The sequence below is a fragment of the Bradyrhizobium amphicarpaeae genome (genome assembly GCF_002266435.3).
Lineage (GTDB): Bacteria > Pseudomonadota > Alphaproteobacteria > Rhizobiales > Xanthobacteraceae > Bradyrhizobium > Bradyrhizobium amphicarpaeae.
Map to the genome: position 1 here is coordinate 1,140,245 of NZ_CP029426.2, position 12,118 is coordinate 1,152,362.

Annotated in this window: 9 protein-coding genes; 7 read left to right on the plus strand and 2 right to left on the minus strand. The window is 64.1% G+C overall.

All coding sequences use genetic code 11. The features are described 5' to 3' along the window. The first annotated feature begins 270 nt into the window (after nt 1-270). From CIT40_RS05515 to CIT40_RS05535, 5 genes are all read left to right on the plus strand, one after another. The gene (locus tag CIT40_RS05515; protein ID WP_094894837.1) at nt 271-1,764 is read left to right on the plus strand and encodes an FAD-linked oxidase C-terminal domain-containing protein; all 1,494 of its coding nucleotides are present in this window, start codon (nt 271-273) and stop codon (nt 1,762-1,764) included. Between the two features lie 61 nt (nt 1,765-1,825). After that, nucleotides 1,826-3,064, plus strand: coding sequence for an FAD-binding protein (locus tag CIT40_RS05520; RefSeq protein ID WP_094894840.1), 1,239 nt, complete (start codon nt 1,826-1,828; stop codon nt 3,062-3,064). Beyond that, nucleotides 3,061-4,383 (plus strand): glycolate oxidase subunit GlcF, encoded by a 1,323-nt coding sequence (gene glcF / locus CIT40_RS05525; RefSeq protein WP_094894843.1) that lies wholly within the window; start codon nt 3,061-3,063, stop codon nt 4,381-4,383. The genes CIT40_RS05520 and glcF overlap by 4 nt, the downstream gene beginning before the upstream one ends. 84 nt (nt 4,384-4,467) lie before the next feature. Continuing rightward, nucleotides 4,468-4,851 carry a histone gene (locus CIT40_RS05530; protein ID WP_094895154.1) on the plus strand — a complete coding sequence of 128 codons (384 nt, stop codon included), beginning with the start codon at nt 4,468-4,470 and terminating at the stop codon, nt 4,849-4,851. A 387-nt stretch (nt 4,852-5,238) separates the two neighbouring features. Next, nucleotides 5,239-6,255: a TorF family putative porin gene (locus tag CIT40_RS05535; protein WP_094895155.1), complete on the plus strand. Its 1,017-nt coding sequence runs from the start codon at nt 5,239-5,241 to the stop codon at nt 6,253-6,255. Nucleotides 6,256-6,390: 135 nt separating this feature from the next. On the opposite strand, the gene CIT40_RS05540 is transcribed toward CIT40_RS05535, so the two are convergent. Beyond that, nucleotides 6,391-8,148 carry an ABC transporter ATP-binding protein/permease gene (locus tag CIT40_RS05540; RefSeq protein ID WP_094894846.1) on the minus strand — a complete coding sequence of 586 codons (1,758 nt, stop codon included), beginning with the start codon at nt 8,146-8,148 and terminating at the stop codon, nt 6,391-6,393. 311 nt (nt 8,149-8,459) lie between these two features. Between CIT40_RS05540 and CIT40_RS05545 the strand changes: the two genes are divergently transcribed. Next, complete coding sequence (locus CIT40_RS05545; protein WP_094894849.1) at nt 8,460-10,124, plus strand: L-lactate permease; 1,665 nt, start codon at nt 8,460-8,462, stop codon at nt 10,122-10,124. A gap of 130 nt (nt 10,125-10,254) precedes the next feature. After that, nucleotides 10,255-10,653 (plus strand): META domain-containing protein, encoded by a 399-nt coding sequence (locus CIT40_RS05550; protein WP_162307361.1) that lies wholly within the window; start codon nt 10,255-10,257, stop codon nt 10,651-10,653. A gap of 139 nt (nt 10,654-10,792) precedes the next feature. On the opposite strand, the gene CIT40_RS05555 is transcribed toward CIT40_RS05550, so the two are convergent. Further along, nucleotides 10,793-12,004 carry a hypothetical protein gene (locus CIT40_RS05555; RefSeq protein WP_094894855.1) on the minus strand — a complete coding sequence of 404 codons (1,212 nt, stop codon included), beginning with the start codon at nt 12,002-12,004 and terminating at the stop codon, nt 10,793-10,795. Between the last annotated feature and the right edge of the window lie 114 nt (nt 12,005-12,118).

Below are 12,118 nucleotides of genomic sequence, written 5' to 3' on the forward strand. Positions count from 1 at the left end.
CGTCTCTTCCCTGGTGGGTGTGGCCTGGTCAGTCTCTTGCCTGATCGGCAATCGCCCGGCCTGCCGGTTTTGGCAGGCCTGCTTGGCTTGGACAAGCCACCAAACCATGACAGGTTTCATGATTTCCTGCTTGTCCCAGAGCGAACTCGCTTGAGATCGTCGATCAGACTTTCGGATGGCCTACCCAAACAGGCGCGGACGTGATTGATTTGCCGAGACAAATTGATCGTTCCGGCGCGAGCCGGAAGGATATGCCATGAAGGATTTGATATGGCCATCATGATGCCTGCGAGCGACCAGGCCGTGCTCGCGCGGCGCGCCGGGATCATTGCTGCGTTGCGTGCGATCGTGCCCGGCGAGGGCGTGATCGATACGCCTGCCGAGATGCGGGCCTATGAATCCGACGGGCTGACGGCCTATCGGCAGCCGCCGATGGTCGTGGTGCTGCCCGATACCACCGAGCAGGTCTCGCTGATCCTGAAATATTGTGCAGAGCAAGGCATCAAGGTGGTGCCGCGCGGTTCCGGCACCTCGCTGTCCGGCGGGGCACTGCCACTCGAGGACGGCGTGCTCCTCGGCCTTGGCAAGTTCAAGCGCATCCGCGAGATCGATTTCGACAACCGCGTCGTCGTCACCGAGCCCGGCGTCACCAATCTCGCCATCAGCCAGGCGGTCGCCCATGCCGGCTTTTACTACGCGCCCGATCCGTCCTCCCAGATTGCCTGCTCGATCGGCGGCAATGTCGCGGAGAATTCCGGCGGCGTGCACTGCCTCAAATACGGCATGACCACCAATAACGTGCTCGGCTGCGAGATCGTGCTGATGAGCGGCGAGATCCTGCGCATCGGCGGCAAGGGGTGCGAAAATTCCGGCTACGACCTGATGGGCGTCATCACCGGCTCCGAAGGCCTGCTCGGCGTCATCACCGAGATCACGGTGCGTATCCTGCAAAAGCCGGAGACGGCGCGCGCGCTGATGGTCGGATTCGCCGAGGTCGAGGCGGCCGGCGAATGCGTGGCGCGCATCATCGGCGCCGGCATCATTCCCGGCGGCATGGAGATGATGGACAAGCCGGCGATCCACGCCGCCGAAGCCTTCGTCCATGCCGGCTACCCGCTCGACGTCGAGGCGCTGCTCATCATCGAGCTCGACGGTCCCAAGATCGAGGTCGATGAGCTGATCACGCGCGTCGAGACCATCGCGAACGCCTGCGGCTCGACCACCTGCCAGATCTCGACCTCGGAGGCCGAACGCAACCTGTTCTGGGCTGGCCGCAAGGCCGCCTTCCCGGCGGTGGGCCGCATCTCGCCCGACTATCTCTGCATGGACGGCACGATTCCACGCGGTGCGCTGCCGAAGGCGCTGGCGCGCATCCGCGAGCTCTCGGAAAAATACCAGCTCGGCTGCGCCAACGTGTTCCATGCCGGCGACGGCAATCTGCATCCGCTGATCCTCTATGACGCCAACAAGCCCGGCGAGATCGAGCGCGCCGAAGCCTTCGGTGCCGACATCCTGCGCGCCTGCGTCGAGTTCGGCGGCGTGCTCACCGGCGAGCACGGCGTCGGCATCGAGAAGCGCGACCTGATGCCGGAGATGTTCACCGAGATCGACCTCAACCAGCAGCAGCGGCTCAAATGCGCCTTCGACTCGCAGGGCCTGCTCAATCCCGGCAAGGTGTTTCCGACCCTGCACCGCTGCGCCGAGCTCGGCCGCATGCATGTGCATGCGGGTAAGCTGGCGTTTCCTGATATCCCGCGGTTCTAGCGTCGGTCGCTACAACGCGCCAAATTTGCTTTCCGCTCTCAACTTGGATACCGGCTTAGTCGTGGATACGCTTAAAGTCAGAGACGCCAAAGACGTCGAAGAGGTGGTGCGCGCGGCGATTGCCAATGAGCAGCCGCTCGAGATCATCGGTCATGGCAGTAAGCGCGGCATCGGCCATGCCATGGCGACCAATGCGGTGCTCGACGTCTCCGCGCTGAATGCCGTCACCGCCTACGAGCCCAACGAGCTCATCGTCACGCTCCAGGCCGGCGCGCCGCTCGCCGACGTGCTGTCGCTGATCGATGCCAAGAACCAGCAATTCGCTTTCGAACCGATGAACACGGCGCCGCTGCTCGGCACGCCCGCGCTTGGCACCATCGGCGGTATGATTGCAGCCGGGCTCGCCGGCCCGCGGCGCATCAGGGCGGGCGGGGCGCGCGACCATCTGCTCGGGGCGCACGCCGTCTCCGGTTTCGGCGACAGCTTCAAGACCGGCGGCAAGGTGGTGAAGAACGTCACCGGCTACGACCTCTGCAAGCTGCTGGCGGGCTCCTGGGGCACGCTGTCGGTGATGACCGAGGTCACCCTGAAGGTGATGCCCAAGCCGGAGGCCGAGCGGACGCTGCTGCTGCGCGGGTTAGATGATGCCGCCGCCAACAAGGCCATGACCGCGGCGCTCGGCTCGCCCTTCGACGTTTCCGGCGCGGCGCATCTGCCGGCATCGACCCTCCGGGGCGGAACCGAGGCGCTGGGCGATCTCGCCGCCGAGGGTGGGTCGCTGACCGCGCTGCGGCTCGAAGGCATCACGGCCTCAGCCGCTCACCGCGCCGGTTCGCTGCGTGAATTGCTGGCGCCGTTCGGGGCCGCAACCCTGATCGAGGACGCGGCCTCTGCGTCATTGTGGGCGACCATCCGCGACGTGCTGCCGTTCGCGGCCGGCGGCGCGTTCGGGCCCTGGCCGGTCTGGCGGATCGTCTGCCCGCCGGCCTCAGGCGCTGCGCTCGGTACGCTCTTGGCGCGGGAGACGGGAGGCGACGTGATCTACGATTGGGGCGGCGGGCTGATCTGGGCGGCATTGCCGCCGAAGGACGACGCGCATGCACCGGCGGTGCGGATGCGTGCCAATGCCGTCGGCGGCCACGCCACGCTGATCCGGGCGGCCGAGGATGTCAGGCGCGATGTCGACGTCTTCCATCCGCAGGCACCGGGTGTTGCTGCACTAAGCGAGCGGGTGCGCGCCAGCTTCGACCCGAAGACCATTCTCAACCGGGGACGCTTGAGGCGGGGCGCTGCTGAATGAAGACCGAATTCTCACTGGCGCAGCTCGCCGACCCTGATATCGCGGAAGCCGACAAGATCCTGCGCGCCTGCGTCCATTGCGGCTTCTGCACCGCAACCTGTCCGACCTATGTGCTGCTTGGCGACGAGCTCGATAGCCCGCGCGGCCGCATCTATCTGATCAAGGAGATGCTGGAGAAGGACCAGGCGCCGACGGCCGAGGTGGTCAAGCATATCGACCGCTGCCTGTCGTGCCTGGCCTGCATGACGACCTGCCCCTCAGGGGTGAACTACATGCACCTCGTCGACCAGGCCCGGGTCAGGATCGAGCAGCGCTATCAGCGGCCCCTGGCCGAGCGGCTGCTGCGTCAGGTGCTGGCTTTCGTGCTGCCGCACCCGCAGCGCTTTCGCGCCAGCATGCGGCTGGCGCGGCTGGCCCGCCCCCTTGCCGTGTTCCTGCCGACGCCTCGTCCCTCGGCCACGCCGGGCCTGATCCAGCGCCTCAAGGCGATGCTGGCGCTGGCCCCGAACCGGCTGCCGTCGCCCGGCCCCCTCCCGGGCAGTGTGTTCGCGGCGCTGGGCAAGAAGCGCGGCCGGGTCGCGCTGCTGCAGGGCTGTGCCCAGCAAGTGCTGGCGCCGCGCATCAACCAGGCTGCCATCAGTCTTCTCACCCGGCACGGCATCGAAGTTGTCCTGGTCCGGGACGAGCAATGCTGCGGCGCGCTGACTCATCACCTTGGTAACGACCACGATGCGCTGGCGCGGGCTCGCGCCAACGTCGCGGTATGGTGCGCGGAGGCCGCCGGCGAGGGGCTCGACGCCATCCTGGTGACGGCGTCCGGCTGCGGCACGGTGATCAAGGACTACGGCTATCTGCTGCGCGAGGACGCCGCATTCGCGTCCGATGCGGCGAAGGTGTCCGCGCTTGCCAAGGACATCACCGAATACGTTGCCGGCCTCGGTCTCGCGACCACTGCGATAGGCGACAACATCGTCGTTGCCTATCACTCAGCATGCTCGTTGCAGCATGGGCAGAAAATCACGGGGCTTCCGAAAGAATTGCTTTCCAAGAATGGATTCGTGGTGAAAGATGTACCGGAGAGCCATTTGTGTTGCGGTTCGGCGGGGACCTACAACATTCTCCAGCCCGAGCTTGCGGGCCGGTTGCGCGATCGCAAGGTCGCCAACATCGCAAGCGTCAAGCCGGACATGATTGCCGCGGGCAATATCGGCTGCATGGTGCAGATTGCCAGTGGCACGTCAGTTCCGGTCGTACACACGATTGAGCTTCTCGATTGGGCTACGGGCGGGTCGCGACCGGCATTGAACGCGCAAGTTTGAGCTTTCAAGCCCGAGCTTTCGTCCGGAGGCGGCGCTGGAACGACGCCCGATCGACCATTGTTCGTCGACAACAGGAGGACCACGATGGCGAAAGCGAAGAAGAAAAAAAGCAAGAAGGCCAAAAAGGCGAAGAAGGCTGTAGCGGCGAAGAAATCCGCGAAGAAGGCGGCCAAGAAGTCCGCGAAGAAATCTGCCAAGAAGTCTGTCAAGAAATCCGCCAAGAAAGCTTCGAAGAAGGCCGCGCCGAAGAAGGCCAAGAAGGCCGTGAAGACGTCGGCCAAGAAGGCGGCCAAGCCGGCTGCACCGAAGAAGGCTGCGAAGAAAGCGGCACCGAAGAAGGCGAAGGCAGCTCCCGCGCCGAAGCCGTCAGCGCCGGCGGCAACTCCGGCTCCCGAGCCGGCCGCCGAGACGAGCTGGGCGATGCCTTCGTCTTCTGCGGAAGCCGCACCGGCCGAGGGGCAAGGCTAGCTCCCATCCAGCGAGCGCGATCGCCAACAGGGAAGGCCGCTGCGGTGACGCTGCGGCCTTTTTGCATCGCCGCAAGGAGCTCCGGAAGCCGTCTCCCCCTCGCCCGTCTGATTCGTAGCTTGATTGTCACGCCATCTGCCGTCCCCGTACTTGCACGGACTCCTCGTGCACCTTGGCATGCAAATAATGTGATCGAGAAGACACACAGCCCGACAACCTTTCGTGGAATCGTCAAAACGCCCAAAAAGTCGGCAGATGCCCGTGATTTTTGCTTCACGACCCTCGTCTCTCAATCCAGATTGCCGCGGTAACGCAATTTTGCAGACAGGTCGTTTGCCCCGGGGGCTTCCGGGATCCGACTGGGTAGAACTGGCGATGGGGATCGAAATGAAAAAAGTGGCTTTGTTGGCAACGGCGCTGGCAATGGTGACGACGGGTTCGGCATTTGCGGCGGACATGGCGGTGAAGGCCAAAAAGGCTCCCCCGGTTGTTGCCTTTGACCCCTGGGATATCGCCTTCGGCGCCGCGATCATGAACGACTACATCTTCCGCGGTATCACCCAGTCGAACCACAAGGCGTCAGTCGCGGCCTATTTTGAGCCGCGCTACAACGTCACCAAGGACCTGCAGCTGTACGCCGGTGTGGCCGGAGAGAGCATCTCCTTCCCCAATCGCGCGGCCGCCGAGATCGACATTTACGGTGGTATTCGCCCAACCTTCGGTGCCTTCGCCTTCGACGTTGGTGTTTGGGGTTATCTGTATCCGGGCGGCACCTGCTACTATGGCGGTGGCGCTGTCACCGACACCGCAGGAAACGCGCTGAACGCAGAGTGTATCGCCAACACCCTGACCAACCTCAACGTCGCGAAGAGGGATGCGAGCTTCTACGAAGTCTACGGCAAGGTGACCTACACCGTGAACGATAGCTTTTCGTTCGGCCTCAACGAATTCTATTCGCCGAATTTCCTCAATACCGGCGCTTGGGGCAACTACCTGTCGATCACCGGCAAGTGGATCGCGCCGAGCACTATATTTGGCGCGAGCGGCGTTGGAATGTACGTTTCGGGTGAGTTCGGCCGCCAGTGGTTCGGAACTTCGGATTCCTTCTATGGCGTGGCTCAGCTTGCTGGCTTCCCGAACTACACGGCAGGTATTCCCGAGCCCAGCTATAACACCTGGAACATCGGCGTCGGCTTCACCTATAAAGTGATGACGCTGGATCTGCGTTACTCCGACACCGATTTGAGCAAGGGTGATTGCAACGCCTTCACCAGCGCGTTCAACGCCACCGGCACCACTAACGTCACCCCGATCAATCCGGGCGGTGCTAGCTCCAATTGGTGCGGCGCGGCCGGCGTTGCCAAGCTGTCCTTCGACCTGACCGCGATGACCAACCTGAAGTAAGTTCCTCCCGGAACGACGTGGCGAGGGCGGCAGAGCAATCTGCCGCCCTTCGCTTTTCTACGCTCGTCCTTTTATACGCTCGTCAATGGCCGGGCTTGACCCGACATTGACCCGCGACCACGCAGCGCTCTGGTCTCAACGCGCCGCGGTCGGCTCCTGCGCCGGCGCATTGGCTTTGCCGAGCACGTGGATATCGCCGTCATTCGCCAAAGCCACCTTGCGGGTGTGGAAAGCATCCAGCGTCGAGCGGTGGCCGATCGAGACGATGGTGGCCTGGGGCAGCTTCTCCGTCAGCAGCCGATAGAGCCGGTCCTCGGACGGCTCGTCCAGCGAGGCGGTCGCCTCGTCGAGGAAGAGATAGTCGGGGACGTGCAGCAGTGCGCGGGCAAGGCCGAGGCGTTGCTGTTCGCCGAGCGACAAGGTCCGGTTCCAGTGACCGTCCTCGTCGAGCCGCTCAGCCAGGCGCGGCATGCCGACCGCAATCAGGGCGTCGCGGATCTTGTCGGGCGTGATCGAGCCGTGCTCGGCCGGATAGATCACGGCGTCGCCAAGCGGTCCGACCGGGAAGTAGGGTCGCTGCGGCAGCATCATCAGCTTCGACGTCGCAGGGATGGCGATCTTGCCGCTACCAAATGGCCAGACCCCGGCAATGGCCCGGAACAGCGTCGACTTGCCCGAGCCCGACGGGCCGGTCACCAGCACGCGCTCCGAGGGCTGGATCGTGAAGCCGTCGGCTGCGACCAGAGGTGTGCCGTTCGGCAGCTTGACCAGCAACTGCTCCAGCGCGATCGCCTTGCCGTTCGATGGTGCGACGTCGATGGTCGGCTCGAGCGCCGCGCCGTGGGTGGCAGAGCTGACCGACATCTCGAAGCCATCGAGGCGGGCGATCACCGCGCGCCACTCTGCGAGCGAACGATAGGCGGTGACGAAGAAGGACAGCGCGTCCTGCACGCTGCCGAACGCCGAGCCGGTCTGCATCATGTCGCCGAGCTGGATGCGCTTGGCGAAATAGGCGGGTGCCACCACCACATAGGGAAAGATCGTGGCGGCCTGGCCGTAGCTCGCCGTGAAGGCGGTGAGGCGCTTGGTCCGGCTCATGATCGCGTACCAATTGCCGATGACGAAGCCGAAGCGCTGCAGCAGACGCCCTCGCTCGGCGTTCTCGCCCTTCAACAGGGCGATCTGCTCGGAATTCTCGCGCACGCGGATCAGGTTGAAGCGGAAATCCGCCTCATAGCGTTGCTGCTCGAAATTGAGATTGATGAGCGGGGAGCCGATCCAGTGCGTCAGCGCGGTACCGACAATCGCGTAGGCGAGTGCGCACCAGACCAGAAAACCGGGCACGAGGATATCGGTGCCGTAAATGTACAAAGGTGCCTTGTAGGACAGACCCCAGAGGATGACGACGAACGAGGCCAGCGTCACGATCGAGGACAAGAGGCCAAGGCCGATGGAGAGCGTCTGTTCGACGAAATTCTTGACGTCCTCGGTGATGCGCTGATCCGGATTGTCGGCGGCGTCGCCCTTGAGCTGCATGCGGTAATGCGTGGCGCCGCGGAGCCATTCGCCGAGATAGTGCTGCGTCAGCCATTGCCGCCAGCGGATCTGGAGCCATTGGTTCAAATAGAGCTTGTAGACGGCCAGTGCGACGAAGGTGAAGGCGAGGCCCAGGAAGATCCAGACCTCCTTGACGAATTCGGGCAGATCGTAGGCCTGCAGGGCGCTGTAGAATCGGTTTTGCCACTGATTGAGCAGCACGTTGATCGCGACCAGCACCAGCTCCATCGCGACCACGACGGCGAGCAGGCCGCGGCCGACCCATTTGTCCTCCGACCGGAAATAGGGAATCGCGATTCGCCAGACGATTGCGAGCGTGGCGCTGATGTTCTTCACAGAGCAGGGTCTCCTGGGGGGTGCATAAATGCCCTGCGCCAAGGGTTTGAGGCAATGGCGGAAATGGGCGCGCTTAGACTAAAGTCGCAAGTGCTGCAATTTGCGTTGTCTTGTCGCAGCCCGCAACCCTAGCATGGGGTTCGACGGCGCGGGGTGGGGTGCTTCGGGATTTCGCGAGCTTGTGAGCGGGACGGGAACCGCCGCATTCGCGAGGAATTCGCGTCCAGCTCGGGGGTTATCGCTTCCAGCGTCAAGCAGGTCGGCTCTCCACGCGGGCCGTCTGCCACAAACATGCGTGGGGGAGGAAGACCATGTGGAATCAAGTCTATGATCCGCTGCACAGCCCTGTGCTGTCGACGATTGCGGCGGCGGTGCCGGTCGTCACGCTGCTGGTCCTGATCGCCAGCGGCCGCGTCCAGGCGCATATCGCTGCGGTCATCGCCGTGATCGTGGCCAACCTGATCACGATTTTCATCTTCACCATGCCGGCGAACATGTCGATCCGCGCCTCGGTGCTGGGGATCGTCACCGGCTTCTTCCCGATCGGCTGGATCGTCCTCAACGTCATCTTCCTCTACCAGGTGACGGTGAGCACGGGACGCTTCGAATTGCTCAAGCGCGCCATCGGCGGCGTCACCGAGGACCGGCGGCTGCAATTGCTGCTGATCGCGTTCTCCTTCGGCGCGTTTTTCGAGGGCGCCTCCGGCTTCGGCACGCCGGTCGCCATCACCGGTGCCGTGCTGATCGGCCTAGGCTTTTCGCCGCTCGCAGCAAGCGGCCTGTCGCTGATCGCCAACACCGCGCCGGTCGCCTATGGCGCGCTGGGCACGCCGATCCAGGGCCTCGCCTCGGTCACCGGGCTCGATCCCTACATCCTCGGCGCGATGGTCGGCCGGCAATTGCCGTTCTTCTCGCTGATCGTGCCGTTCTGGGTGGTGTGGGCGTTCGCGGGCTGGAAGGGCATGAAGGATATCTGGCCGGCGATCCTCGTCACCGGCATCTCGTTCGCAGTTCCGCAATTCGTGATCTCGAACTACATCAATCCCTGGATCGTCGACATCGGCGCGTCGCTGATCTCGATGGGCGCGCTGATCCTGTTCCTCAAGGTCTGGCAGCCGAAGCAGCTCTGGCTGTCGCCGGCGCTGCGCGGCCGCGATGAATCGGCAGCCACCATGGCGGCCGCAAAGCCGCTCGACAAGACGCCGCTGACGCAGGGCGAGCTGTTCAGCGCGTTGCTGCCGTGGATCATCGTCTGCATCGTGATGCTGGTCTGGGGCAATGGCGGCTTCAAGACCTGGGCGAATTCGATCTTCGTCTGGAATTATCCCGTCCCGGAACTGCACCAGATGATCAACAAGGTGCCGCCGGTCGCGCCCAAGCCGACGCCTGAGGGAGCGGTCTTCGGCTTCACCTACCTGTCGTTCACCGGGACTGGCATGCTGATCGCGGCGATCATCTCCGGCATCCTGATGGGCGTCGGGCCCGGCCGGCTGGTCACGGAGTATGGCCGCACCATCCGGCTCTGCGCGATCTCGCTGATCACGATCTCGGCGATGCTCGCGATCGGTACCTTGACGCGCCTGTCCGGCGTCGACGCGACGCTTGGTTTGGCGTTCGCCGCGACCGGCGTGCTCTATCCCTTCTTCGGCACGCTGCTCGGCTGGCTGGGCGTGGCGCTGACGGGATCGGACACGGCGTCCAACGTGCTGTTCGGAAACCTGCAGAAGATCACCTCAGAGCAGCTCGGCCTGTCGCCGATCCTGATGGGCGCGGCGAACTCGTCCGGCGGCGTGATGGGCAAGATGATCGACGCGCAGTCGATCGTGGTCGCCTCCACGGCCACCAACTGGTACGGCCATGAGGGCACGATCCTGCGCTTCGTGTTCTGGCACTCGATCGTGCTGGCCTGTCTCGTCGGTGTGCTCGTGACGTTGCAGGCCTATGTCTATCCGTTCACGGCAATGGTCCTGAAGTAGCAGGCCACGTCCGGCTGCGATGCAAATCCCCGCGGAAGTCTCCGCGGGGATTTTTGCGTGCGAGCGAACCTTCTCAATGAGCCCGCAGTCTTATAGAAGGTGCCGCAAATCAGGTCGGTCGAGAGGTCTCATGGTTTCGCTCAAGCGATTGGTGTGTGCTGCGGTTGCAATGCTCGCGATGTCCATCGTCGCGCGTGCCGAGGACGGCTTTCCGTTCGGCACCGAGATGACGCTGGAAGCGCTGCCGCAGGCAGGCTCGAAGCGGATACCGAACATCGAGATCGGCGACCATGGCGAGGTCGTGCTGGAGCTCTGGTGCAAGGGCGGCAAGGGCCAGTTCTCGGTCGCCGGCAACACCGTGATCTTCGTGCCCGGCCAGATCCAGGATCGCAACTGCCCGCCCGCGAGGGCCCAGGCCGACGACGAACTCGTCACGGCGCTCAGCAGTGTCGAGACCTGGAAGCGCCAGGGCGACGTGCTGACGCTGATCGGCCCGAAGCCGCTGCGTTTCAGGACGACGGGGAATTAGCCACGGGCGTGTCCCGGACGCGCTGCAACGCGTAGCGTTGCTGCGCAGAGCCGGGACCCAGGACTTTATCGGCGACTTCGCTTGCGGCCTCTGGGCCCCGGCTCGCAGCGCTTGCGCGCTGCGTCCGGGGCACGAGAGCCTACTTCCACACCGATTTGTCGGCGTCCCAGCGCTGGCCCTTCAGCTCCTTGGCGAGCGCCTCGATCGAACCGTTGTCGTCGGGCTGATCGCCTTCCTCGTCGATCGAGGCGTCGTCGGAGAGATTGAGCTTGGCGCCGCTGCTCTCGTCACTGGTCGTCGTCGCGGGACTGCCGATCCAGAGCATGAGCTTGTCGGTCGTGCCCGGTCTGTCGGGCGAGACGAGCCCCGCAACCTCGATCGTGTCGGTGAGATCGAGTGCGGGGAAATCCGGGTTCGGCCGCTTGAACACCAGCTTGAGCTTGCCCGTGGCGGGGTTGAAGCTCTGCGAGACCGGCTTTGCCGCGAGCGTCCGGCTCAAGACGTTCGCAACAGTGGCCGCGAGCTTGTCCTTGCTGATCTTGTCGCCCTCGCGCCAGTCGGCAGCAGTGAAGCGGATGGTGCGGTCCATCTCGGTCATGCCCGCGGTCCAGCCCACGGCGGTGACGCCCGGCATCGCCTTGAACTTCGCCAGCAGCGCGCCGGCGCGCTCGGGATCGACCGACATGTTGATGGTCTGCTCGCCCGCACGCAGCGCATCGCAGCCGACGGTAAGGCTCGCCAGCGTCACCTCGACCGCCTGGCCCTTCAGGCTCTTCAGGAAGTCGGTCGCGGCGTCGAGCTTGACCTTGACCGCGATTGCCTCCGGCGAGACGTCGGTGAAATCCTTCGGCTGCGGCGTGATGCCGTCGTCGGAGGTCTGGTTGTCCTGGAACTCCTTCTCGCTGAGATCGGAATTGTCGGGCGAGGTCACCTCGGTCACCACCTGGCCGATGCTGATCTGGCCGCGGAATTCGAAGCTGTCCCCGCTCTGCTTGCGCAGCAGCTTGACGCTGACCGGCGCCTTCTCGTTCATGCTCTGCGTGGTGCCGGTCAGGGTCTGGCCCGCGACCTGGAGGTTGACGACGAAGCGGTCCTTGCGGTCGGAATTCTTCGCGACGGGGTAGCAGACGTCGAGCACGGCCGCCGTCACCGTCTTGCCCTGTCGCGTCTCTTTCAGGATCACGTCGGCATTGCCGTCCATCAGCCCGTCGATCGAAGTGAAATAGCGTGTCTCCGGACCATTGGGCGTCGTGGCCTTCGGCGACAGCTTCATCTGGGCGGAAGCGGGCTGCGGAGAAACTGCAAGCAGGGCCGCCAAAAGGGCTGTCGAACAAACCAGAAGCGCACGCATCGATGAAATCCTCGCGCAACGGGCATGATCCGGGAAAAGTGTGAAGCGGTTTTCCGGGAGCATCATGCCCAAACAATTCGAATCGGCGCGTCACCGTAGTGGGTTTTGGCCACC